The organism is Paraburkholderia sp. BR14312, assembly GCF_040948675.1.
Classification (GTDB): domain Bacteria; phylum Pseudomonadota; class Gammaproteobacteria; order Burkholderiales; family Burkholderiaceae; genus Paraburkholderia; species Paraburkholderia nodosa_A.
The window spans coordinates 24044-48711 of the sequence record NZ_JBFPKI010000003.1; the positions used below are offsets into that span (position 1 = coordinate 24044).

Here is a 24668-nt window from a genome sequence, read left to right on the forward strand (position 1 = left end):
CTTATTTGCCGCCGAGCGTTACAAACAGGGTAAGGAGGCCAAGCATGCCAATGATCATGGCAAATGCGTAGTGGTAGATATAGCCGGATTGCAGGAAACGAATGACAGTTGCAAACCAGCCGATAAACTTGGCGCTCCCGTTTACGACGCCGTCGATCACGACGACATCGCCCTCCTTCCACAGACCGCGACCGATCGCGACGGCTCCGCGAGCGAAGACAATTTCGTTGATCTTGTCGAGGTAATACGCGTTTGCCAGCAGCTTGTAGACCGGCGAGAAAGTGCGCGACACGACGGCCGGCAGTTCCGGGCGCTTCATGTAGAAGAACCACGCCACCACCACACCCGCGAGTGCGAGCCACACCGGCAGACCCGAGAACGCATGCGCGCCCATCGCGGCCCAGCCCTGGAATTCCTTGCCCATCTCCGCGAGCGCTTCGTGGTTCTCGCCAACGAAGATGACGTTCTGGAACGCCACGCCATGCGAGAAGAAGTCACCGAAGAGCAGCGGCTGGATCGCGAACGCACCGGCGATCACCGAGGGAATCGCGAGCAGAACGAGCGGCACCCAGATGACCCACGGCGACTCGTGCGGCACGTGCACGTGGTGTTCGTCGTGGCCATGATCGCCATGACCGTGGGCTGCTTCGATCGCCATCGGCGATTCCGGATGCTTCGGACCGCGGAAGCGCTCTTCACCGTGGAACACGAGGAAGTACATGCGGAACGAATAGAGCGCCGTGACGAACACGCTCGCGACCACCGCGAAGTACGCGAAGCCCGAACCCGGCAGGTGCGAGAGCTTCACGGCATCGATGATCGAATCCTTCGAGTAGAAGCCCGAGAAGAACGGCGTGCCGATCAGCGCGAGCGAACCGATGAGCGACGTGATCCACGTGATGGGCATGTACTTGCGCAGGCCGCCCATGTTGCGCATGTCCTGATCGTGGTGCATGCCGATGATGACCGAGCCCGCGCCGAGGAACAGCAGCGCCTTGAAGAACGCGTGGGTCATCAGGTGGAAGATCGCGACCGGGTAAGCCGACACGCCGAGCGCCACCGTCATGTAGCCGAGCTGCGAGAGCGTGGAGTAAGCCACCACACGCTTGATGTCGTTCTGGACCACGCCGAGGAAGCCCATGAAGAGCGCGGTAATGGCGCCGATCACGACGATGAACGACAGTGCGGCTTCCGAGAGTTCGAACAGCGGCGACATGCGCGCGACCATGAAGATACCGGCCGTCACCATGGTTGCCGCGTGAATCAGCGCGGAGATCGGCGTCGGGCCTTCCATCGAGTCCGGGAGCCAGACGTGCAGCGGGAACTGCGCCGACTTACCCATCGCGCCGATGAAGAGGCAGATACACGCAACGGTGAGCAGGTTCCACGAGGTGCCCGGGAACGTCAGCGCGGCGATTTCATGACCCTTCGCGAAGATGTCGTTGTAGTTCAGCGAGCCGCCGAACGCGAGCAACAGGCCAATACCGAGCAGGAAGCCGAAGTCGCCCACGCGGTTCACGAGGAACGCCTTCATGTTCGCGTAGATCGCGCTTTCACGCTTGAAGTAGAAGCCGATCAGCAGGTACGAGACGAGACCGACTGCTTCCCAGCCGAAGAACAGCTGCAGGAAGTTGTTGCTCATCACGAGCATCAGCATCGAGAACGTGAAGAGCGCGATGTACGAGAAGAAGCGCTCGTAGCCCTCTTCTTCCGCCATGTAGCCGATCGTGTAGATGTGCACCATCAGCGACACGAAGGTCACGACGACCATCATGAGCGCAGTCAGCGAGTCGATGAGGAAGCCGACTTCGAACTTCAGGCTGCCAACCGACATCCATTCGTAGACCGTCGCGTTGAAGCTCGCGCCGCCCATCACGTCGAAGAGCGTGATGCACGACAGCACGAACGCAATCGCGACGCCGAGAATGGTCACCGTATGCGCGCCCGCGCGCCCGATCGTTTTGCCAAAGAGACCGGCAATCAGGGAACCGGCGAGAGGAGCCAGCGGGATCGCCAGCAGAAGAGTTTCGTTGAGAGTCGTTGCCATAAAGTCAGCCTGCCTTAGCCTTTGAGCTGATCGAGATCCTCGACATTGATCGTGTCGAGGCTGCGGAACAGGGTCACAAGAATAGCCAGACCAATTGCAGCTTCCGCCGCCGCAACTGTAAGCACGAAGAACACGAAAATCTGTCCGTGAACGTCACCGAGGTAATGCGAGAACGCGACAAAGTTCGTGTTCACCGCTAACAGCATCAGCTCAATCGCCATCAGGATGATGATGACGTTGCGCCGATTCAAAAAGATTCCGACGATCGAGATCGCAAAAAGGATCGCGCCGAGGACGAGGTAATGGGCCAGTGTCAGCATGGTTCGCTCCTTCGCGCTTAGCTCTTCGTTGCCGGTGCGGCCGGCGCGGCGCCCGCCGCGGGCGCAGCCCCGGCTTCGGCTTGCGCCGGTTCCGCGGGCTCCGGCACTTCCACGACGGCCTGCATCTTCACGAGGCGCACGCGGTCCTGACGACGCACGTTGACCTGCTTCGATACGTCCTGACGCTTCGAGTCCTTCGGCTCGCGCACCGTGAGCGCGATGGCCGCGACGATCGCCACCAGCAGCACGAGGCCGGCGACTTCGAAGGCGAAGATGTAGTCGGTGTAGATGATCTTGCCGATCAGGTGTGCGTTCGAGATCGCGGCGGCGGCAGCCGGCGTGGTATCGGGCACCGGCGCGCTCGTCGCGCCGAAGCCGTGCCACAGGATCAGCGCGGTTTCGACCACGATGATCGCGCCCACGATGGTCGCCACCGGAATGAAGCGCTTGAAGTCGCGGCTCAGCACGTCGATGTTGATGTCCAGCATCATCACCACGAACAGGAACAGCACCATCACCGCGCCCACGTAGACGAGCACCAGCAGGATCGCGAGGAATTCGGCCTCGAGCAGCATCCAGATCGCGGCCGCGTTGAAGAACGCGAGCACGAGGAAGAGCGCAGACGCGACAGGATTGCGCGAAGTGATCACCTTCAGCCCTGACAGCGTGAGCAGCAGCGCGAAGATGTAGAACAGGACGGTCGTGAATTCCATGATTACTGGTTCATCGTTGAGGCCTTCGTGAAGCGGATTGCGCGGCGCAGACTGGCGGCCAGACCAGTGAGCGTCGCGCCGCGGCGGTCAGGCTGCGGTATCGCGCGGGCGTTCGGCACACGCGTTCCCCACAGCCGGCCCGAACCGCGGGCCGATGCAGCGTCAAACTGAAAGATCAACGGTACGGTGCATCCGCTGCCTTGTTCGCCGCGATCTGCGCTTCATAGCGATCGCCAACGGCCAGCAGCATATCCTTCGTGAAATACAGATCGCCGCGCTTCTCGCCGTGATACTCGAGAATGTGCGTTTCGACGATCGAGTCGACCGGGCAGCTCTCTTCGCAAAAACCGCAGAAGATGCACTTGGTCAGATCGATGTCGTAACGCGTCGTGCGGCGCGTGTTGTCCTCGCGCACTTCCGATTCGATCGTGATCGCGAGCGCAGGGCACACGGCCTCGCACAGCTTGCACGCGATGCAGCGCTCTTCGCCATTTTCATAGCGGCGCAGCGCGTGCAAACCCCGAAAACGCGGCGAGATAGGCGTCTTTTCTTCCGGGAACTGCACGGTGAACTTGCGCTTGAAGGTGTAACGACCCGTCAGCGCGAGCCCCTTGAGCAGCTCGGTCAGGAAAAACGTCTTGAAGAAGTTTTGGATAGCGTTCATGGTTGTGTTCGCCCCTTATTTCCAGATGCTCAACGGCGACATGTACCAGAAGCCGACCACGATCAGCCACACGATGCACACCGGAATGAACACCTTCCAGCCGAGACGCATGATCTGGTCATAGCGATAGCGCGGGAACGTCGCGCGGGCCCAGATGAAGACCGACAGCAGGCAGAAGACCTTCAGCACCAGCCAGAACACGCCCGGGATGAAGTCGAGGAACGCGAACGGGGCGCTCCAGCCGCCGAGGAACAGCACCGAGGCGAGCGCCGAGATCACGATCATGTTGATGTACTCGGCGAGGAAGAACAGCGCGAACGCCATACCCGAGTAATCGATCATGTGACCCGCGACGATTTCCGACTCCCCTTCCACCACGTCGAACGGGTGACGGTTCGTTTCGGCAATGCCCGAGATGAAGTAGACGACGAACATCGGCAGCAGCGGCAGCCAGTTCCACGAGAGGAACGTAATGCCCCAGTTTGCGAACATGCCGCGCATCTGGCCTTCGACGATCACCGAGAGGTTCAGGCTGCCCGACACCATCAGTACGACGACGAGCGCGAAGCCCATCGAAATCTCGTATGAAACCATCTGCGCCGCGGCGCGCATGGCGCCGAGGAACGCGTACTTCGAGTTCGACGCCCAGCCCGCCAGAATCACGCCGTACACGCCGATCGACGAGATCGCCATCGCGTAGAGCAGGCCCGCGTTGATATCGCCGAGCACCGCGCCCGCCTGGAACGGAATCACCGCCCAGACCGCGAAGGCCGGCACCACCACCATGATCGGCGCGACCATGTAGATCCAGCGGCTTGCCTGCGCAGGCTGAATCACTTCCTTGAGCAGCAGCTTCAGCACGTCGGCGATCGGCTGCAAGAGACCTGCGGGGCCCACGCGGTTCGGGCCGAGACGCACGTGCATCCAGCCGATCAGCTTGCGCTCCCAGAGGATCAGGTACGCCACGCACAGCAGGATCACCACCGCGACGACGAGAATGCGCACCAGCGCCCAGACGGTGGGCCATGCCACGCCGAGCAGCTGGCTGCCGCCTGCATTGATCGTATCGAACAAGCTCATTTACGCCTTCTCCACCAGCAGTTCACCGAACAGGCTGCCGAGTTGCGCTCCGGCCGGCGTCGCCGCCGACACACGCACGACTGTCGGCGCAAGATTCGCATCGCGCGTTGCAGGCGCCGTCACCGACAGCTCGCCCTGGCGCACGCGCACGGCGTCGCCTTCCTTCAGGCCGAGCTGGTCGAAGTATGCCGCCGGCAGGCCGATCGCGTTCGCCACGCGGGCAGCCATGGTGAGCTGCAGCGCTTCGCCGCGGCGCACGATTTGATCGGCGTGGTAGATCGGCACGTCGGCGATACGCTCGAAGCGGCCTTCCGCGGCCTTCGCGAGGCTGCCGCGTGCAATCGTGGCGCCGGCCTTGTTCGACAGACGGCCTTCGAAGCTGCCGTCGCCCATCGCCTTGCGGCGCACTTCTTCGGCGGTGTCGTATTCGAAACCCTTGGCGCCCAGCAGCGTGCCGAGCACGCGCAGGACCTTCCATGCCGGACGCGTGTCGCCGAGCGGGCGCACGACGCCGTTGAAGGTCTGCGACGTCCCTTCTGCGTTGATGAAGGTGCCCGACGTTTCCGTGTACGGCGCGATGGGCAGCAGTACGTCCGCGTAGTCGAGGCCCGTCTTGTACGGCGAGAACACGGCGACCATTTCGGCCTGCGCAAGCGCGGCGCGCGCGGCGGCCGGGTTGGCCGTATCGAATTCCGGCTCGACGTTCAGGAGCAGATAGCCCTTGCGCGGCTGCTCGAACGCTTCGCGTGCGTTCAGGCCGTCGCGGCCCGGCAGTGCGCCGGCGATATGCGCGCCGACCGTGTTGGCCGCTTCCGTGAGGAAGCCAAGCGTCGCGCCCGTCGTTTCGGCGATGAACTGCGCGGCGGCGTGCAGGCGCGAGAATTCCGGGTGCTGGACCGCGGCGTTGCCGAGCAGCACGTAGCGTCGCTCGCCATTCGCAAGCGACGCGGCAACCTGCTTCGCGGCGTGCGTGGCCTGTGCGCCCGCGAAACCTTCCGGCACCGCAACGCCCTTCGCTTCGGCGACAGCCGCTGCGATCGAAGCGAGTTCGTCCAGCCATGCCGAGGGCGCGGCGACAATGCGCTGCGCGTTCGGGATCAGCGAGCCGTCAGCGGTGGCCTGCAGGAAGCTGACCTGTGCACCGCCCTTCGCTGCCTGGCGCAGACGCGCTGCGAACAGCGCGTGGTCGCGGCGCAGGAACGAACCGATCACGAATGCCGAGTCGGCATACGAGAGTTCGGCGATCTTCGTGCCGAGCCACGGCGCGCCTTCGAGCGGCGCCGAGAAGTCGCTCTGGCGCAGACGGAAGTCGACGTTCGGCGTGCCGATCGCGTCCGCGAACTGCTTCGCGAGATAGAGTTCTTCGAGGGTGCTGTGCGGGCTCGCGAGCAGCGCGAGCTGGTTCTCGCCATGCTCGTCGCATATGCCCTTGATGCCCTTCACGACGTATTCGAGCGCGGTCTGCCAGTCGGTCTCGATCCACTCGCCGCCCTGCTTGATCATCGGGCGCGTGAGGCGGTCTTCGCTGTTCAGGCCTTCGTACGAGAAGCGGTCCTTGTCCGAGATCCAGCATTCGTTGATGGATTCGTTCTCGAACGGCAGCACGCGCATCACGCGGTTGTTCTTCACCTGCACGACGAGGTTCGCACCCGTTGCGTCGTGCGGGCTCACCGACTTGCGGCGCGACAGTTCCCACGTCCGCGCCGAGAAGCGGAACGGCTTGCTCGTGAGCGCGCCGACCGGGCACAGGTCGATCATGTTGCCCGAGAGTTCGGAGTCGACCGTCTTGCCGACGAATGAGGTGATTTCCGAATGCTCGCCGCGGCCGAGCATGCCGAGCTCCATCACGCCGGCGATTTCGTCGCCGAAGCGCACGCAGCGCGTGCAGTGAATGCAGCGCGACATCTCTTCCATCGAGATGAGCGGACCGACGTTCTTGTGGAACACCACGCGCTTTTCTTCGCTGTAGCGCGACGCGGACTTGCCGTAACCGACGGCCAGATCCTGAAGCTGGCATTCGCCGCCCTGATCGCAGATCGGGCAGTCGAGCGGGTGGTTGATCAGCAGGAATTCCATCACGGCTTGCTGACCCTGCACGGCCTTGTCCGACATGGTGCGCACGACCATGCCTTGCGACACCGGCGTCGCGCATGCGGGCACGGCCTTCGGCATCTTCTCCACATCGACGAGACACATCCGGCAGTTGGCCGCGATGGAGAGCTTCTTGTGATAGCAGAAGTGCGGGATGTACGTGTCCACGCGCTGAGCAGCCTGGATCACCATGCTGCCCTCGGGCACCTGCACCTTCTTGCCGTCTATTTCAAGTTCAACCATGATGGTTAATCGTCCCTAACCTGTTACCGCTCAATTTCACAGCAGCATTCCCCGTCACTGCGCCGTTGCGTCGTTGCGTCGTGCTACGCGGTTCGCGCACAACATGCTGTCTCTTCGCCTGTCAGGCGGCCACCGTCTCCGAGGCCGCGTGCGAGCCGGCATGACCGCCGACCAGACAACGCTTGTTGTGCACGTGATATTCGAATTCGTCCCAGTAATGCTTGAGCATGCCGCGCACCGGCATGGCCGCCGCGTCGCCGAGCGCGCAGATCGTGCGGCCCATGATGTTGCCCGCCACCGAGTTCAGCAGATCCAGGTCTTCCTGGCGGCCTTCGCCGTGCTCGATACGGTTCACCACGCGATACAGCCAGCCCGTGCCTTCGCGGCACGGCGTGCACTGGCCGCACGACTCTTCGTAATAGAAGTACGAGAGGCGCAGCAGCGAGCGCACCATGCAGCGCGTTTCGTCCATGACGATGACGGCGCCCGAGCCGAGCATCGAGCCCTGCTTGGCGATGGAGTCATAGTCCATGTCCGTCTGCATCATCAGGTCGCCCGGAATGACCGGCGCCGACGAGCCGCCCGGAATCACGGCCTTCAGCTTCTTGCCGCCGCGCACGCCGCCGGCCAGTTCCATGAGCTTCGCGAACGGGGTGCCGAGCGGGATCTCGTAGTTGCCCGGACGCTCCACGTCGCCCGAGATCGAGAAGATCTTCGTGCCGCCGTTGTTCGGCTTGCCGAGTTCCATGTACGTCTGCGGACCGACGGTCAACAGGAACGGGACGGCTGCGAAGGTCTCGGTGTTGTTGATCGTGGTCGGCTTGCCGTACACGCCGAAGCTCGCCGGGAACGGCGGCTTGAAGCGCGGCTGGCCCTTCTTGCCTTCGAGCGACTCGAGCAGCGCGGTTTCCTCGCCGCAGATGTACGCGCCATAGCCATGGTGCGCGTGCAGCTGGAACGAGAAGTCCGTGCCGAGAATGTTGTCGCCGAGGTAGCCCGCCTGGCGCGCTTCTTCCAGCGCAGCCTCGAAGCGGCGATACACCTCGAAAATCTCGCCATGGATGTAGTTGTAGCCGACGGTGATGCCCATCGCGTACGCGCCGATGGCCATGCCTTCGATCACGCTATGCGGATTCCAGCGCAGGATGTCGCGGTCCTTGAACGTGCCAGGCTCGCCCTCGTCCGAGTTGCAGACGAGATACTTCTGCCCCGGGAACTGACGCGGCATGAAGCTCCATTTCAGGCCGGTCGGGAAGCCCGCGCCGCCGCGGCCGCGCAGACCGCTCGCCTTCACGTCGGCGATCACCTGCTCGGGCGGAATCTTTTCTTCGAGAATACGGCGCAGCTGCTTGTAGCCGCCGCGCGCGACGTAGTCTTCGAGATGCCAGTTCTCGCCGTTGAGGCCCGCGAGAATCAGCGGTTTGATGTGACGGTCGTGCAACGAAGTCATTTCGAAAGCTCCTCGAGCAGCTGGTCGATCTTCTCGCGGCTCATGAAGCTGCACATGCGGTGATTGTTCACGAGCATCACCGGTGCATCGCCGCACGCGCCCATGCATTCACCTTCTTTCAAGGTGAACTTGCCGTCGGGCGTGGTTTCGCCGAAGTCGATTCCGAGCTTCTGCTTCAGGTATTCGGCGGCGCTCTCCGAGCCGCCTTCCGGGCCGAGCTGGCACGGCAGATTCGTGCAGAGCGTGATCTTGTGCTTGCCGACCGGCGTGGTCTCGAACATCGTGTAGAACGTGGCCACTTCCTGGACCGCGACAGGCGGCATGCCGATGTAGTCGGCCACGAACTGCATGATTTCGGGAGACAGCCAGCCATGCTCTTCCTGAGCAACGGCCAAAGCCGCCATCACGGCGGACTGTCGTTGATCGGCGGGGTACTTCGTCAACGCGCGATCGATTTCTTTCAGGCCTTCAGCTGAGATCATTTTCAGACACGACTCTTTCAATTCCTACCGAACGAAAACCTGCCGCGCATTCTCATACATTCGCTGCGGCAGACGTGGCGTTCCATGCTGCGTGCGCCCGGGACCGGGCGTACCTTACTGCGCGCCGCCCTAGCGGTCGATTTCACCGAACACGATGTCCTGCGTGCCGATGATCGTGACCGCGTCGGCAATCATGTGGCCGCGCGCCATTTCATCGAGCGCGGACAGGTGGGCATAGCCCGGCGCACGGATCTTCAGACGATACGGCTTGTTCGCGCCATCTGACACCAGGTAGATGCCGAATTCACCCTTCGGATGTTCGACGGCAGCGTACGCCTCGCCTTCGGGCACGTGGAAGCCTTCCGTGAAGAGCTTGAAGTGGTGAATCAGCTCTTCCATGTTCGACTTCATGTTCACGCGCGAGGGCGGCGCAACCTTGTGATTGTCGATCATCACGGGGCCCGGATTCTTGCGCAGCCACTCAATGCACTGTTTCGCAATGCGGGTGGACTGACGCATTTCCTCGACGCGCACGAGATAGCGGTCGTAGCAGTCGCCGTTCACGCCCACCGGAATGTCGAAGTCCATCTGGTCGTAGACTTCGTACGGCTGCTTCTTGCGCAGATCCCATTCGATGCCCGAACCGCGCAGCATCGCGCCCGTGAGACCAAGCTGCATGGCGCGCTCGGGGCTCACCACGCCGATGCCGACCAGACGCTGCTTCCAGATACGGTTGTCGGTGAGGAGCGTTTCGTACTCGTCGACGCAACCGGGGAAGCGCGTGAAGAAGTCGTCGATGAAGTCCAGCACCGAGCCCTGGCGCGCCTCGTTCATGCGGGCGAGCGCCTTCTCGTTGTGGATCTTCGACGCCTTGTATTGCGGCATTGCGTCAGGCAGATCGCGATACACGCCGCCCGGACGGTAGTAAGCCGCGTGCATGCGCGCACCCGAGACCGCCTCGTAGACGTCCATCAGGTCTTCGCGCTCGCGGAACGCGTAGAGGAACACCGCCATCGCGCCGACGTCGAGCGCGTGCGAGCCGATCCACATGAGGTGGTTCAGCACGCGCGTGACTTCGTCGAACAGCACGCGGATGTACTTCGCGCGGATCGGCACTTCAATGCCGAGCAGCTTTTCGATGGCGAGCACATAGCCGTGCTCGTTGACCATCATCGACACGTAGTCGAGACGGTCCATGTACGGCACCGACTGAATGAACGTCTTGCTCTCGGCGAGTTTTTCGGTCGCGCGATGCAGCAGGCCGATGTGCGGATCGGCGCGCTGGATCACTTCGCCGTCGAGCTCGAGCACGAGGCGCAGCACACCGTGCGCTGCCGGGTGCTGCGGGCCGAAGTTGAGCGTGTAGTTCTTGATCTCTGACATGCGACCCTCTTAGTGTTTCTTCAGACCGCCGTAGCGATCTTCGCGGATCACACGCGGCGTGATCTCGCGCGGCTCGATCGTGACGGGCTGATAGACCACGCGCTTCTGCTCCGGGTCGTAACGCATTTCGACATAGCCCGAAACCGGGAAGTCCTTGCGGAACGGATGGCCGATGAAACCGTAGTCGGTCAGGATGCGGCGCAGGTCGGGGTGGCCTTCGAAGACGATGCCGAACAGGTCGAACGCCTCGCGCTCGTACCAGTTGGCCGAATTCCAGATCTCGACGAGCGAGGGCACGATAGGCACTTCGTCGTCCGGCGCGAACACGCGCAGGCGCACGCGCCAGTTGTTCGCGAGCGACAGCAGATGCGACACCGCGGCGAAGCGCGGGCCTTCCCAGGCGCCGTCGCCGAAGGTCTGGTAGTCGACACCGCACAGGTCGACCAGTTGCTCGAAGCGCAGCGAGGGATTGTCGCGCAGCTCCTTGGCCACCGCGAGGGACTCGCCCGCCTTGACGACCAGCGTCAGCTCGCCGAGCGCCTCGGTGAGGCTGACGATGCGCGCGCCGAGGGCCGCTTCGAGGTTCGCTTTCAGGGTCTCGAGTTTGCTTGCCATATTGTGGGGAGGCTCGCGGCCTTTATTGACGGGCGATGGTGCTGGTGCGGCGAATCTTCGCCTGCAACTGGATCACCCCGTAGACCAGGGCTTCCGCTGTCGGCGGGCATCCCGGCACATAGACGTCGACCGGCACGATGCGATCACAACCGCGCACGACCGAATACGAATAGTGGTAGTAGCCGCCGCCGTTGGCGCACGACCCCATCGAAATGACCCAGCGCGGCTCGGCCATCTGGTCGTAGACCTTGCGCAGCGCCGGCGCCATCTTGTTGCAGAGCGTGCCGGCGACGATCATGACGTCCGACTGACGCGGGCTCGGACGAAACACTACGCCGAAACGGTCAAGGTCATAACGGGCCGCGCCCGCGTGCATCATCTCGACCGCGCAACACGCCAGACCGAACGTCATCGGCCACAGCGAGCCAGTGCGCGTCCAGTTGATCAGCTTGTCAGCCGTAGTGGTGACAAACCCTTCCTTCAAGACCCCTTCGATACTCATGTGCTTTCCACTCCAGACGGACAGCCCACAGTTTCCCCGCAGTGCCGCCCATGCAATCCGGCGATTAACCCATTATTCCCAGTCGAGACCACCCTTCTTCCAGATGTAGGCAAAGCCCAGCAGGAATTCGAGCAGAAACAGCATCATCGACAGGAAGCCCGGCCAGCCGATGTCGCGCAGGGCCACACCCCACGGAAACAGGAACGCCGTTTCGAGGTCGAAGATGATGAAAAGGATGGCGACCAGGTAGTAGCGTACGTCGAACTTCATTCGGGCGTCTTCGAAGGCTTCGAAGCCGCACTCGTACGGCGAATTTTTTTCGCTGTCTGGCCGGTTGGGACCGAGGACCTTGCCGATTGTCACTAGCGCTATGCCCAGACCAACACCCACGAGGAGGAACAGAAGGACGGGGAAATAGGCAGCGAGGTTCAAGGCTATCCTCTATATCGGTTGGTTCTGAGGTTCCGCTGGAACTTGCGTCGCTCCGCGGGAATCACTTCACGTACTTCGCGCTGCGAACAGAAGACGAACACGACGTAAGAAGCAAAAATGCCAGCCGAAGCTGAAGCAAGCGGCTGGCATTTTTTAGATAACATTGGTGCCGACGGCGAGACTCGAACTCGCACAGCTTTCGCCACTACCCCCTCAAGATAGCGTGTCTACCAATTTCACCACGTCGGCACTACATGCAATCCGGGACAACAAAATCTTGCAACCCGCGAATCGCTTCAAGACTTAGATTCTAACTTGTTTCCGTTCGTTGTTCAACGCACAAAACAGGTTTTTCAAACTTATTTCGGAACGTCGCTGCCGGGTTGCGAGGCTGCTGCAGCCGGCGAAGCCGCCGCCGGAGCGGATGCGCCAGGAGCAGGTGCAACCGGCGCCGAAGCAGCCGGCGCCGAGGCTACGACCGGGGCTGAAACCGAAGCGCCAAGCACGCCCGCCGAAGGCTTCGCATGATACGACCCCAGGTAAGTTAACGCAAGGGTGGAGCAGAAAAACACCGTTGCGAGAACTGCCGTAGTGCGCGAAAGGAAGTTCGCGGAACCGCTCGCGCCGAACAGGCTGCCCGACGCGCCGCTGCCGAATGCGGCGCCCATGTCCGCGCCTTTGCCGTGCTGCAGCAAGACGAGGCCGATCACCCCGAGCGCCGACAGAAGCTGGACGACGATAATCAACGTTTTCAAATACAGCATCACACTCACCTGAGTCCTGGTTGAACGCCCGCCCCTCCCGGAGCAGACGCATAAGCAGCCCGCACGACGCGTTTTAGTTCGAATGCTTCGTGCGCAAGCCTTTAGCTCGCGATGCTGGCGCCCGCCGCAGCGGCCACGCAGATCGCGAGGAAATCACCCTCTTTCAGCGACGCACCGCCGATCAGGCCGCCGTCGATGTCGGCCTGACGGAATAGCTCCGCCGCATTTTCCGGCTTCACGCTGCCGCCGTAGAGCAGCGGCACGTCCGCGACTTGCGCGCCCTTGGCCGCGAGGCGGGCACGCAGGAACGCATGGACCTGCTGAGCCTGCTCCGAGCTCGCGCTCTTGCCCGTGCCGATCGCCCAAACCGGCTCGTAAGCGACGACGATACGCGCGGCCTCTTCGATCGACAGCGCGGCCAGCACGGCGTCGATCTGTGCGCCGACCACGCGCTCAGTCGCGCCCGACTCGCGTTCTTCGAGCGTTTCACCCACGCAGACGATAGGCGTGAGGCCCGCCGCAAGCGCGCGCTGCGCCTTCACAGCGACGCATTCGGAACTTTCGCCGTGGTAAGCGCGGCGTTCCGAGTGACCAACGATCGCAAACGTGGCCTCGAAGTCGGCAACCATGCCTGCCGCGACTTCGCCCGTATAGGCGCCCTGCTCGTGCGCCGAAACGTCCTGTGCGCCCCACTGAACCCGGCTGCCGCCGAGCAGTGCCTGCGCCTGCGCGAGATACGCGAACGGCACGCACACACCCACGTGCACGTCCTGGGGCAGCGCCTGCGCGCCGCGTGCAACGCCTTCCAGCAGTGCCGCATTGGCCGCGAGGCGGCCATGCATCTTCCAGTTACCGACTACGAGCTTCGATCGTTGTTTCGTCATTGTTCCGGTTGCGGTTAAAAGCGGACGCAAAACACATAATTTTACTGCGTGAAAACCAGACGGGTCAAACCGCCCCGCCCGGGATGCACAAAAAATACGCGAAAAAAATCCCGAAAAATCAAGCAGGAGCGGATCGCTCCTGCCGACGCGCGCTCACGCCGCGCTACTCCAGTCGAGCATGATCTTGCCGATATGCTCGCTGCTTTCCATCAACGCATGGGCCTCAGCGGCCTGTGCGGCGGGAAATACGCGAAACACGACGGGTTTGATGCGTCCCTCTTCGATGAGGGGCCAGACCTTCGCCTTGAGCTCCTGAGCGATCCGGGCCTTGAACTCGACGGATCGCGCACGCAGCGTCGAACCGGTCACCGTGAGCCGGCGGCGCAGGATCTCGCCCATGTTGAGTTCGGCCTTGGAGCCGCCGAGCGTCGCGATGAGCACGATGCGTCCGCCGGTCGCCAGCGCGGACAGCTCGCGCGCCACGTAGCCGCCGGCCACCATGTCGAGAATCACGTCCACGCCGCGGTCGTTCGTGAGCGCCTTCACGACCTCCACGAAATCGCTGGTGCGGTAGTTGATGGCGCGGTCGGCGCCGAGCGCTTCACAAGCGCGGCACTTGTCGTCCGAGCCCGCGGTGGCGAATACGCGAAAGCCGAGGGCATGCGCGATCTGGATCGCCGTCACGCCGATGCCGCTCGAGCCGCCCTGCACGAGCAGCGTCTCGTTCTCGCCGCCCTCGCCCTGGCCCAGGTAGGCGCGCTGGAATACGTTGCTCCAGACTGTGAAGAACGTTTCGGGCAGCGAAGCCGCCTCGACATCGGTGAGCCCCTGCGGCACCGGCAGGCATTGCCCGAGCGGCGCGACCGCATATTCGGCGTAACCGCCGCCCGCGATCAGCGCGCACACGCGATCACCGATCTTCAGGCCGAACGGATTGGTCTTCTCGTCGATCGAGCCACCGACGATCTCGCCCGCCACCTCGAGTCCCGGCAGATCGGAAATGCCCGGCGGCGGCGCATACGAGCCCTTGCGCTGGAACACGTCGGGACGGTTCACGCCCGAGGCGCTCACCTTGATCAGCACTTCGCCGGCCTTCGGCTCGGGAGTTGGCCGTTCCGCCAGCTTGAGCACGTCCGGCGCACCGAATTCCGTAATCTCGACTGCCTTCATCTCGCGTCTCCTCAGCGCTTCGCGCCCCGTCTGGATGGCGCTGCGCACGCGACAGGATTGACGCATGCGCACTGCCATTCACCCTCATTGTCATAAAAAACGGCCGGCGCGTTTTGCACGCTGCCGGCCGTTGGAGCTTACCGCTTTACTGCTGCGGCTCGCCTTGCGGTGCGCCGCCATTCGCTTGCTCGTTAAGCAGCGCCTTGGCGGACAGGCGCACGCGGCCCTTCTCGTCCGTCTGGATGACCTTGACCTTCACGACCTGGCCTTCCTTCAGATAGTCGTTGATGTCCTTGATACGCTCGTTGGCGATCTCGGAGATATGCAGCAGACCATCCTTGCCGGGCAGCAGGTTCACGATCGCGCCGAAGTCCAGCAGCTTGAGGACCGCGCCTTCGTACACCTGGCCCACTTCGATTTCGGCCGTGATGTTTTCGATGCGCTTCTTCGCTTCGGCCATGCCTTCGCTCGACGTCGAAGCGATGGTCACGACGCCGTCGTCGGAGATATCGATGGTCGTGCCCGTTTCTTCCGTCAGCGCGCGGATCACCGAACCGCCCTTGCCGATCACGTCGCGGATCTTTTCCGGGTTGATCTTGATCGTGATCATGCGCGGAGCGTACGCCGACAGTTCGGTGTTCACACCCGACACGGCCGAGGTCATCTTGCCGAGGATGTGCATGCGGCCTTCCTTCGCCTGCGCGAGCGCGACCTGCATGATTTCCTTGGTGATGCCCTGGATCTTGATGTCCATTTGCAGCGCGGTCACGCCAGCTTCCGTACCCGCCACCTTGAAGTCCATGTCGCCGAGGTGATCTTCGTCGCCGAGGATGTCGGTCAGCACGGCGAACTTGTTGCCTTCGAGGATCAGGCCCATCGCGATGCCGGCGACGTGCGCCTTCATCGGCACGCCGGCGTCCATCAGCGCGAGGCAGCCGCCGCACACCGAAGCCATCGACGACGAACCGTTCGACTCGGTGATTTCCGAAACGACGCGGATCGAGTAGCCGAACTCTTCGGCGCTCGGCAGGCACGCGACCAGCGCGCGCTTGGCGAGACGGCCGTGGCCGATTTCACGGCGCTTGGGCGAGCCGACACGGCCCGTCTCGCCGGTCGCGAACGGGGGCATGTTGTAGTGGAGCATGAAGCGGTCGCGGTACTCGCCTTCGAGCGCGTCGATGATCTGCTCGTCGCCCTTGGTGCCGAGCGTCGCGACGACCAGCGCCTGCGTTTCGCCGCGCGTGAAGAGCGCCGAACCGTGGGTGCGCGGCAGCACGCCCGTGCGGATTTCGATCGGGCGCACCGTGCGCGTGTCGCGGCCGTCGATACGCGGCTCGCCGTTCAGGATCTGCGAGCGGACGATCTTCGCTTCGAGGTCGAACACGATGTTGCCGACGGTGGCCTTGTCGGCCGCCGTCGTGCCGGCCGCAGCCGCTTCTTCTTCGAGCTTGGCCGACGTCGCTGCGTAGACTTCCTTCAGCTTGGCCGAACGCTGCTGCTTGTCGCGCAGTTGGTACGCGGCGAGCAGGTTGTCGTTGGCGATGGCCGTGACGCGTGCGATGAGCGCTTCGTCCTTCGGCGCCGGCGTCCAGTCCCACTCGGGCTTGCCGCCATCACGCACCAGTTCGTGGATCGCGTCGATGGCCGTTTGCATCTGCTCGTGGCCGAACACGACCGCGCCGAGCATCACGTCTTCCGGCAGTTGGTCGGCTTCCGATTCCACCATCAGCACGGCGCGCTCGGTACCAGCCACGACGAGGTCGAGGCGCGATTCCTTGATCTGGGCGCGCGTCGGGTTGAGCACGTACTCGTTGTTGATGTAGGCCACGCGTGCGGCGCCCACCGGGCCGTTGAACGGCAGACCCGAGATCGCCAGCGCAGCCGACGCGCCGATCAGCGCGGGGATGTCAGCCGGGACTTCCGGGTTGATCGACAGGACGTGGATCACGACCTGGACTTCGTTGTAATAGCCTTCCGGGAAAAGCGGGCGCAGCGGACGGTCGATCAGGCGCGAGATCAGCGTTTCGCCTTCCGACGGACGGCCTTCGCGGCGGAAGAAGCCGCCCGGGATCTTGCCGGCCGAATAGGTCTTTTCGATGTAGTCGACGGTGAGCGGGAAGAAGTCCTGACCCGGTTTGGCGGTCTTCGCGCCGACGACGGTCGCGAGCACGACGGTGTCTTCGACGTCGACGATGACAGCACCGCTGGCCTGACGGGCGATCTCACCCGTTTCGAGGCGCACGTTGTGCTGGCCCCATTTGAATTCCTTCACGACTTTATTGAACATGGTCATGGTCACTCACTCCTTACTCATTTGTTATGCGCCGCCCGCACACGCGGACGATGCGGCAAGACAGGCTCCGGCACCGCGCAGGAAGAGGAGTGTTATGCCATTCCAGCGGATCGCGAGGTTGCAAAACGGTTGCAGTGCGGCTGTGACGCATCGCCGCGTACGATCTGCTGGAATGACACAAAGCTCTGCCCGGAGGCCCGGCCCTGCTGCTTGTACTGCTGGTGCTACGTGGTGATGCCTTGTGTTTCCGACCGGTGTTTTTTGCATCGAAGCAGCCTGAAAAGCAGCATGAAGCGCACCGTTCAAAAAACAAAATGCCTGCATCAGTGGAACTGACACAGGCATCTTTGCGGAAGACCTTCCGATTACTTACGCAGACCCAGCTTCTCGATCAGCGCGCGGTAACGATCAGCATCCTTGCCCTTCAGGTAATCGAGCAGCTTACGGCGGCGGCTCACCATGCGCAGCAGACCGCGGCGGCTGTGGTGGTCCTTCGCGTGCGACTTGAAGTGGCCAGTCAGTTCGTTGATACGCGACGTCAGGAGTGCAACCTGAACTTCGGGCGATCCCGTGTCGTTGGTGCCGCGCGCGAATTGCGCGACGACGTCGGACTTCTTGATATCTGCTACGGACATTTTGCTTTTCCTTTAAAACAAACGAGCGGTCACGGAAGAAAGGCCGTGCCGTGGCTTGGTTCTGACTGCGTGATTGTCTTGCCGCAGGTTCGCGACAAGGGGCGTATTGTAGCACAGCCCCGAATTGCCGCGAAACCGCTTGTAAGGGACGCTGTCAAGGCCGCTTCATCTGGCAGACCGTGGCGGGCACGGTCTGCTGCGCGGGCAGCGCCAGCACCGTGCGAAAGCCGTAGCCGGAACCCTCGTTGTCGTTGCGCACGCCGGGCGTGCCCTGCCTGTCCATCTCCATGACGTAAAGGGGCTGGATCACCTGGTGGTCGTCGGCGCGCATCCACATGGGGTGAAAGCCATTGTCGAAGCGCATGCCCTCCAGCGCCTTCGCGACCGCCGCGGGGTCGGCCGTGCCCGCCTTCGTCATAGCCTGAGCGAGCATCTCCACCATCATCGACATGCGGAGCACCGGGTAGTCGTCCTTCGCTGCCGGATAGCGTGCCCGGAAGGACTTGTACCACGCGTCGGAAGCCGCACCGCCCGCGTTCGGATGCCAGTCGGCCACGGCGATTACGCGCTTCACGCCCGCGTCGCCCAGCGCCGCCGGCGCGCCGAGGCTGTTGCCGTAGAAGGTGTAGAACTTCGCGTCGAGGCCCTGCTCGCGTGCAGCCTTCACGAGCAGCGTGAGGTCATTGCCCCAGTTTCCCGTGATGACGGCGTCGGCGCCCGCGGCGCGAATCTTGGCGATATACGGCGCGAAGTCCTTCACGCGGCCAATGGGGTGGAACTCGTCGCCGACGATGGCGATGTCCGGACGGTCCTTCGCCAGCGCGGCGCGGGCGAGCGTGGTCACATCGTGGCCGAAGCTGTAGTCCTGGTTGAGCAGATAGACCTTCTTCACCGACTTGTCCGCGGCGATCACGTCCGCGAGCGCGTCCATGCGCATGCCCGCGTGCGCGTCGAAGCGGAAATGCCAGAAGCTGCAATTCGCGTTGGTGAGCGCGGGGTCGTCTGCGGAATAGTTGAGGAAGAGCTCGCGGTTCTGCGGATCGCGCGTGGCCTGGCGATCGACCGCCGACTCGAGCGCAGCCGCCACCGCCGAGCTGTTGCCCTGCATGACATAGCCGATGTGGCGGTCCTGCGCCATGCGCAGCTGCACGAGCGCCGCCTCGGGGCTGCCCTTGCTGTCGAGCGTCACCAGTTCGAGCGGATGCGCCCCATCACGCAGCACGACGCCGCCGCGCGCATTGACGCGCTCCACGCCGAAGCGCAGATTGCGCTCGACGGCCGCGCCCGCGTCCGCGAAGGGGCCGGACATGCCTTCGATGAGCGCGAGCTGGATCGGCTTGCCGGTCGGCGCCTCATCCGCCTGTGCGCCGGCTGCGGCCCCAAGGCCTGCCGCCAGCGCCGTCACGCCGACCATGATCGCGGCCGCACGCGTCGTGCGTGCCGTCATGCGCTTTACTCTCATTGTTTGATGCCAGCCCGATTGTCATTCGAAGCGCGGATCATAGGCCGCAAGGCGGGGCGACGGCAAGGCCGCGATCCACCGCCTGCCCGGACGGGGCCGCCCCGCGAGCGTCTCGCGCCGTGTCAAAATAAGGGTTCCACATTCACGGCGGTCATTGAAACCTTGCCATCGGGGGACATCATGTTCACGCGCCTCTCAACCTCGCTCGCAACACCCGTGCGCCTCGCCTCGCGCCGCTTGCGTCTCGGGCTCCTCGCGGGCGTGGGCGCACTCGCGCTCGCCGGCTGCGCCCAGCCGTGGCAACAATTCCATGCAGGCGACGACGCGCAGTCCGTGATCGCCCGCTTCGGCCCGCCGGCTGAAACCTACGACCTGCCCGACGGCGGCAAGCGCCTGATGTGGCCGACCCAGCCGATGGGCGAAGTCACCACGGCCGCCGACATCGACGCCAGCGGCCGCGTCGTGAACGTGCGCCAGGTGCTGCAGCCCAACGAGTTCTATCGCGCGCAAATCGGCAAATGGACGCGCAGCGACGTGCTCGTGAACTTCGGCCGCCCGGTCGAAACCTCCTACTTCCCGCTGATGAAGAAGGAAGCGTGGACCTACCGCTACCTCGAAGACAACGTCTGGTACATGCTCTACAGCTTCTACTTCGACGACCAGGGCATTCTGCGGCTCACGCAGAAGACGCCCGATCCGCTGCACGATCCGGATCGCCGCAGCCTGTTCTGATTGCTTTGGCCGCAGCGGCCCCGGCGCCGCAAAAAACAAAACCCCCGCGCTCTTGCGAGCCGGGGGTTTTTCATCGGCTGTGCGATGCGAGGCAAGATGCCTCGCAACCGCTCAAACCGTTTCGGAGCGCTGCGGATTGACCTTGTCGCCCGAGTAGAGCTTGTTGAGCGCCGAGATATACGCCTTCGCCGAAGCGGCGACGATATCCGGATCGGTGCCCACGCCATTGACGATGCGGCCGGCCTTCGAGAGACGCACCGTCACTTCGCCCTGCGCCTGGGTGCCCGTCGTGATCGCGTTCACCGAGTACAGCAAAAGCTCCGAGCCGCTGCCCACTTCGGTTTCGATCGCGTTGAGCGTGGCGTCCACCGGGCCGTTGCCCGCGGCTTCGCCGGTCACTTCCTTGCCGTCGGCCGAGAACACGACGCGTGCGTGCGGACGCTCACCCGTTTCCGAGTGCTGCGCGAGCGAGATGAACTTGAAGTGCTCCTGATCCTGCGCCTGGGCCGACTCTTCCGTGACGATCGCGATGATGTCTTCGTCGAAGATTTCGGACTTGCGGTCCGCCAGTTCCTTGAAGCGTGCGAACGCGTTGTTCAGTTCGCCTTCGCTGTCGAGCTGGATGCCCAGTTCCTGCAGACGCTGCTTGAATGCGTTTCGGCCCGAGAGCTTGCCGAGCACGATCTTGTTCGCGCTCCAGCCCACGTCTTCCGCGCGCATGATCTCGTAGGTGTCGCGCGCCTTGAGCACGCCGTCCTGGTGGATGCCCGAGGCGTGCGCGAAGGCGTTGGCGCCGACCACGGCCTTGTTCGGCTGCACGACGAAACCGGTGATCTGCGAAACGAGCTTCGAAGCCGGCACGATCTGCGTGGTGTCGATGCCGAGATCGAGACCGAAGTAGTCCTTGCGGGTCTTCACGGCCATCACGATTTCTTCGAGCGAGGTGTTGCCCGCGCGCTCGCCGAGACCGTTGATCGTGCACTCCACCTGGCGCGCGCCGCCGATCTGCACGCCGGCCAGCGAATTCGCCACGGCCATGCCGAGGTCGTTGTGACAGTGCACCGAGAAAACGGCCTTGTCCGAGTTCGGAATGCGCTCGCGCAGCGTCTTCACGAGGTTGCCGTACAGCTCGGGAACGCCGTAGCCGACCGTATCGGCGATATTGATCGTGGTCGCGCCTTCGTTGATCACGGCTTCGAGCACGCGGCACAGGAAGTCCATGTCCGAGCGGCTGCCGTCTTCGGGCGAGAACTCCACGTCGCTCGTGAACTTGCGCGCGAAACGCACCGCGAGCTTCGCCTGCTCGAGCACCTGCTCGGGCGACATGCGCAGCTTCTTCTCCATGTGCAGCGCCGAGGTGGCGATGAACGTGTGGATACGAAAGTGGTCGGCGGGCTTGAGCGCATCGGCGGCGCGCTGGATGTCCTTGTCGTTCGCGCGGGCGAGCGAACAGATCGTGCTGTCTTTCACCATGCCGGCGATCGTGTGGATCGCGTCGAAGTCGCCGTTCGAGCTGGCCGCGAAGCCGGCTTCGATGATGTCGACCTTCATGCGCTCGAGTTGCTTCGCGATGCGGATTTTCTCTTCCTTCGTCATCGACGCACCGGGCGACTGCTCGCCGTCACGCAGGGTCGTATCGAAGATGATGAGCTTGTCTGCTGCCATTTCGGGTCTCCAGGGGGACTTGTTCAATGTCTAAAACGGATTTTGGGTGTTCGCGCCACCGATGGCGACGCTGACAATGAACGAGGCTTACGGAGGGCGAGCGAGATCAGCGCGGCAGGCGCGCTAGCGCTAGCGTGCTTAGTAGCGCGCCGGCTTGAAGAGAAGAGAGGGGGAACTGGATGGTGTCCATGCCGCCGACTATAGCCGGAATCCGCCGATAGCGCAATTGGAAGAGACCAGCCCGGGCAACCGCGTGGGCGCGCGCAAAAAGAAAAAGGGCCGCGCTCGCGCGCAGCCCCTTTGCAGCCCTCCCGCACCCGCGCCCTACCGCTCGCGCGGCGACGAACGCGCCGGGTTCGAGCGTCCGCGCACGGCCTGGTACGCCCAGAACACGTAGCCCGAGAGGCCGTAGAGCACGAACAGGCCGAACAGCATCAGCGGCGGATCGGACGAAACCAGCACGAACGCCACCACCACGAGCAGCGTGGCCGCGAACGGCACGCGATGGCGCACGTCGAGCGCCTTGCCGCTGTAGAACGGCGCGTTGGACACCATCGTCACGCCGGCGTAAATCGTCAGGACGAACGCCACCCACGGCAGCCACGAGAGCTTCACGGGCACGCGGTTGTCGGTGGCGAGCCAGACGAAGCCGGCGATGAGCGCGGCCGCAGCCGGGCTCGGCAGGCCCTGGAAGAAGCGCTTGTCCACCACGCCGATGTTCGTGTTGAAGCGCGCAAGACGCAGCGCCGCGCCCGAACAGTAGACGAATGCCGCCAGCCACCCCCAGCGCCCGAGATCCTTGAGCACCCACTCGTACATCACGAGCGCGGGCGCCACGCCGAACGACACCATGTCCGAAAGGCTGTCGAACTGCTCGCCGAACGCGCTTTGCGAGTGCGTCATGCGGGCCACGCGCCCGTCCATGCCGTCGAGCACCATCGCCACGAAAATGGCGATGGCCGCCACCTCGAAGCGCACGTTCATGGCCTGCACGACCGCGAAGAAGCCGCAGAAGAGCGCCGCCGTGGTGAACGCGTTGGGCAGCAGGTAGATGCCGCGCTTCTTCAGGAACTCCTGGCGCGCCGCGCGCCGGTTCGCGGCGACGCCCATGGGCTCCTGGACGGCCTTGTTGCGCCGGAACGGCCGCGGCAGCGGCCCGCCGGCGGGGTTACGGGGTCGACGCTGTTTGAATCCGGCCATCGCAGCCCTCCTTTATGCCGATTGGGTCGGCAGTTCGGCGAGGATCGTCGACGAGGCGGACACCTTCTCGCCAATCGACACGCGCGGGCGGCTGCCCACGGGCAGGTAGACGTCGACGCGCGAGCCGAAGCGGATGAAGCCATAGCGCTGGCCGCGCGACAGCGGCTCACCGGCACGCACGTAGCAGAGAATGCGGCGCGCGATGAGGCCCGCGATCTGCACCGAGGTGACGGTCGTGCCGTCGGCCATCGTCAGCACCACGGCATTGCGCTCGTTCTCGGTCGAAGCCTTGTCGATGGCGGCGTTCAGGTACGCGCCCGGAAAGTACTCGACCTTGGCGACGGCGCCGTCCACGGGCGAACGTTGCGAGTGGACGTTGAAGACGTTCATGAACACGCTGATCTTGAGCGCTTCACGGTTTGCATACGGGTCGTGCGCGGTTTCCACAGCGACGATGCGGCCGTCCGCCGGGCACAGCACGGCGTTGGCCTGGCTCGGGATCGGGCGCGGCGGATCGCGGAAAAACTGGACGACGAAGATCAGGATCAGCCAGAAGGGCCATGCGAGTCCGAAGCCTGCGACCGCATGGATCAAGAGCGCCACGACGGCCGCAATGGCGATGAACGGCCAGCCTTCGCGCGCGATGATCGGATGAGGGTAATTCATGGTGGCTTCGCTGTTATTTTGAAAACCGTAGGATAGCAAAAGCCGCCCAGGGTTCATCCCACCTGGGCGGCTTTTTCGGGTCTGACTCAGGTCAAACTGATGAGTGTCGGCAAAAAACCGTACACGCAGTCAGATTAATACCGTCAGATTAGTTCTTCGACTGGTCGACCAGCTTGTTCGCGGCGATCCACGGCATCATCGCGCGCAGCTTTGCACCGACCACTTCGATCTGGTGCTCGGCGCCGAGGCGGCGGCGCGATTGCAGCGTCGGTGCGCCGGCCTTGTTTTCCAGGATGAAGCTCTTGGCGTATTCGCCGGTCTGGATGTCCTTCAGGACTTCCTTCATGACCTTCTTCGTCTCGGCCGTGATGACGCGCGGGCCCGTCACGTACTCGCCGTACTCGGCGTTGTTCGAAATCGAGTAGTTCATGTTGGCGATGCCGCCTTCATAGATCAGGTCGACGATCAGCTTCAGTTCGTGCAGGCACTCGAAGTAGGCCATTTCCGGCGCGTAGCCCGCTTCGACCAGCGTTTCGAAGCCAGCCTTGATCAGGTCGACCGTACCGCCGCACAGCACGGCTTGTTCGCCGAACAGGTCGGTTTCGGTTTCTTCGCGGAAGTTCGTTTCGATGATGCCGGCACGGCCGCCGCCGTTCGCTGCCGCGTACGACAGAGCGATGTCACGCGCTGCGCCCGACTTGTCCTGGTGGACAGCGATCAGGTGGGGCACGCCGCCGCCTTGCGAGTACGTGCCGCGAACCGTGTGGCCCGGCGCCTTCGGGGCGATCATGATGACGTCCAGATCCGCGCGCGGGATCACCTGGCCGTAGTGCACGTTGAAGCCGTGGGCGAACGCAAGCGCTGCGCCGTTCTTGATGTTCGCGTGGACTTCCTTCGCGTAGACATCGGCGATCTGCTCGTCGGGCAGGAGCATCATGACGACGTCGGCGTTCTTCACCGCTTCGGCCACTTCCTTGACCTGCAGGCCGGCGTTCTCAGCCTTGCTCCACGATGCGCCGTTCTTGCGCAGACCGACCGTGACGTTCACGCCGCTGTCCTTCAGGTTCAGCGCGTGTGCGTGGCCTTGCGAGCCGTAACCGATGATCGTGACCTGCTTGCCCTTGATGAGGGAGAGATCGGCGTCCTTGTCGTAGAAAACTTTCATGTTGGTTCCT

The 24668-nt window shown here is 63.4% G+C and carries 23 protein-coding genes and 1 tRNA gene; 1 reads left to right on the forward strand and 23 read right to left on the reverse strand.

The features are described from left to right. Position 1: 1 nt before the first annotated feature. The 19 genes from nuoL to AB3X98_RS09530 form a co-directional block, all read right to left on the reverse strand. Positions 2 to 2047, reverse strand: a complete 2046-nt coding sequence (gene nuoL, locus AB3X98_RS09440) for an NADH-quinone oxidoreductase subunit L (RefSeq protein WP_069265273.1) — start codon at positions 2045 to 2047, stop codon at positions 2 to 4. A 14-nt stretch (positions 2048 to 2061) separates the two neighbouring features. Beyond that, positions 2062 to 2367 carry an NADH-quinone oxidoreductase subunit NuoK gene (gene nuoK / locus AB3X98_RS09445; protein WP_006052894.1) on the reverse strand — a complete coding sequence of 102 codons (306 nt, stop codon included), beginning with the start codon at positions 2365 to 2367 and terminating at the stop codon, positions 2062 to 2064. A 17-nt stretch (positions 2368 to 2384) separates the two neighbouring features. Further along, positions 2385 to 3080: an NADH-quinone oxidoreductase subunit J gene (locus tag AB3X98_RS09450; RefSeq protein ID WP_069265274.1), complete on the reverse strand. Its 696-nt coding sequence runs from the start codon at positions 3078 to 3080 to the stop codon at positions 2385 to 2387. A 175-nt stretch (positions 3081 to 3255) separates the two neighbouring features. Further along, positions 3256 to 3744: an NADH-quinone oxidoreductase subunit NuoI gene (nuoI, locus tag AB3X98_RS09455; protein ID WP_069265275.1), complete on the reverse strand. Its 489-nt coding sequence runs from the start codon at positions 3742 to 3744 to the stop codon at positions 3256 to 3258. A 15-nt stretch (positions 3745 to 3759) separates the two neighbouring features. After that, positions 3760 to 4824, reverse strand: coding sequence for an NADH-quinone oxidoreductase subunit NuoH (nuoH, locus tag AB3X98_RS09460; protein ID WP_042271744.1), 1065 nt, complete (start codon positions 4822 to 4824; stop codon positions 3760 to 3762). Beyond that, positions 4825 to 7158 (reverse strand): NADH-quinone oxidoreductase subunit NuoG, encoded by a 2334-nt coding sequence (nuoG, locus tag AB3X98_RS09465; protein ID WP_368606353.1) that lies wholly within the window; start codon positions 7156 to 7158, stop codon positions 4825 to 4827. A 121-nt stretch (positions 7159 to 7279) separates the two neighbouring features. Beyond that, positions 7280 to 8608 carry an NADH-quinone oxidoreductase subunit NuoF gene (gene nuoF, locus AB3X98_RS09470; protein ID WP_133182095.1) on the reverse strand — a complete coding sequence of 443 codons (1329 nt, stop codon included), beginning with the start codon at positions 8606 to 8608 and terminating at the stop codon, positions 7280 to 7282. Continuing rightward, positions 8605 to 9090, reverse strand: coding sequence for an NADH-quinone oxidoreductase subunit NuoE (gene nuoE / locus AB3X98_RS09475; RefSeq protein ID WP_069265279.1), 486 nt, complete (start codon positions 9088 to 9090; stop codon positions 8605 to 8607). The genes nuoF and nuoE overlap by 4 nt, the downstream gene beginning before the upstream one ends. Before the next feature lie 129 nt (positions 9091 to 9219). Further along, positions 9220 to 10473 carry an NADH-quinone oxidoreductase subunit D gene (locus AB3X98_RS09480; protein ID WP_133182092.1) on the reverse strand — a complete coding sequence of 418 codons (1254 nt, stop codon included), beginning with the start codon at positions 10471 to 10473 and terminating at the stop codon, positions 9220 to 9222. A 9-nt stretch (positions 10474 to 10482) separates the two neighbouring features. Beyond that, complete coding sequence (locus tag AB3X98_RS09485) at positions 10483 to 11088, reverse strand: NADH-quinone oxidoreductase subunit C (RefSeq protein ID WP_069265281.1); 606 nt, start codon at positions 11086 to 11088, stop codon at positions 10483 to 10485. 22 nt (positions 11089 to 11110) lie between these two features. After that, the gene (locus AB3X98_RS09490; protein WP_027819582.1) at positions 11111 to 11590 is read right to left on the reverse strand and encodes an NADH-quinone oxidoreductase subunit B family protein; all 480 of its coding nucleotides are present in this window, start codon (positions 11588 to 11590) and stop codon (positions 11111 to 11113) included. 72 nt (positions 11591 to 11662) lie between these two features. Then, positions 11663 to 12022: an NADH-quinone oxidoreductase subunit A gene (locus AB3X98_RS09495; protein ID WP_028205678.1), complete on the reverse strand. Its 360-nt coding sequence runs from the start codon at positions 12020 to 12022 to the stop codon at positions 11663 to 11665. 164 nt (positions 12023 to 12186) lie between these two features. Further along, positions 12187 to 12271: transfer RNA gene (locus AB3X98_RS09500), tRNA-Leu, on the reverse strand. A gap of 110 nt (positions 12272 to 12381) precedes the next feature. Beyond that, a complete protein-coding gene (gene secG, locus AB3X98_RS09505; RefSeq protein WP_368606352.1) occupies positions 12382 to 12786 on the reverse strand; it encodes a preprotein translocase subunit SecG in 405 nt (134 codons plus the stop codon). Positions 12787 to 12887: 101 nt separating this feature from the next. Continuing rightward, positions 12888 to 13670, reverse strand: a complete 783-nt coding sequence (tpiA, locus tag AB3X98_RS09510) for a triose-phosphate isomerase (RefSeq protein ID WP_368606351.1) — start codon at positions 13668 to 13670, stop codon at positions 12888 to 12890. Positions 13671 to 13823: 153 nt separating this feature from the next. Then, positions 13824 to 14840 carry an NAD(P)H-quinone oxidoreductase gene (locus tag AB3X98_RS09515; RefSeq protein WP_368606350.1) on the reverse strand — a complete coding sequence of 339 codons (1017 nt, stop codon included), beginning with the start codon at positions 14838 to 14840 and terminating at the stop codon, positions 13824 to 13826. Positions 14841 to 14985: 145 nt separating this feature from the next. After that, positions 14986 to 17133 (reverse strand): polyribonucleotide nucleotidyltransferase, encoded by a 2148-nt coding sequence (gene pnp / locus AB3X98_RS09520; RefSeq protein ID WP_069265284.1) that lies wholly within the window; start codon positions 17131 to 17133, stop codon positions 14986 to 14988. A gap of 365 nt (positions 17134 to 17498) precedes the next feature. Then, positions 17499 to 17768 carry a 30S ribosomal protein S15 gene (gene rpsO, locus AB3X98_RS09525; protein WP_133182080.1) on the reverse strand — a complete coding sequence of 90 codons (270 nt, stop codon included), beginning with the start codon at positions 17766 to 17768 and terminating at the stop codon, positions 17499 to 17501. Positions 17769 to 17922: 154 nt separating this feature from the next. After that, positions 17923 to 19215: a branched-chain amino acid ABC transporter substrate-binding protein gene (locus AB3X98_RS09530; RefSeq protein WP_368606349.1), complete on the reverse strand. Its 1293-nt coding sequence runs from the start codon at positions 19213 to 19215 to the stop codon at positions 17923 to 17925. Between the two features lie 195 nt (positions 19216 to 19410). Between AB3X98_RS09530 and AB3X98_RS09535 the strand changes: the two genes are divergently transcribed. Then, positions 19411 to 19962, forward strand: a complete 552-nt coding sequence (locus AB3X98_RS09535) for a hypothetical protein (RefSeq protein ID WP_368606348.1) — start codon at positions 19411 to 19413, stop codon at positions 19960 to 19962. Positions 19963 to 20073: 111 nt separating this feature from the next. On the opposite strand, the gene AB3X98_RS09540 is transcribed toward AB3X98_RS09535, so the two are convergent. The 4 genes from AB3X98_RS09540 to ilvC form a co-directional block, all read right to left on the reverse strand. Next, the gene (locus AB3X98_RS09540) at positions 20074 to 21627 is read right to left on the reverse strand and encodes a 2-isopropylmalate synthase (RefSeq protein ID WP_368606347.1); all 1554 of its coding nucleotides are present in this window, start codon (positions 21625 to 21627) and stop codon (positions 20074 to 20076) included. Between the two features lie 324 nt (positions 21628 to 21951). Further along, complete coding sequence (gene pssA / locus AB3X98_RS09545; protein ID WP_028205687.1) at positions 21952 to 22827, reverse strand: CDP-diacylglycerol--serine O-phosphatidyltransferase; 876 nt, start codon at positions 22825 to 22827, stop codon at positions 21952 to 21954. A gap of 12 nt (positions 22828 to 22839) precedes the next feature. After that, a complete protein-coding gene (locus tag AB3X98_RS09550) occupies positions 22840 to 23493 on the reverse strand; it encodes a phosphatidylserine decarboxylase (RefSeq protein ID WP_028205688.1) in 654 nt (217 codons plus the stop codon). A gap of 148 nt (positions 23494 to 23641) precedes the next feature. Further along, entirely contained in the window at positions 23642 to 24658 is a 1017-nt protein-coding gene (ilvC, locus tag AB3X98_RS09555) for a ketol-acid reductoisomerase (RefSeq protein WP_028205689.1), read from the reverse strand. Between the last annotated feature and the right edge of the window lie 10 nt (positions 24659 to 24668).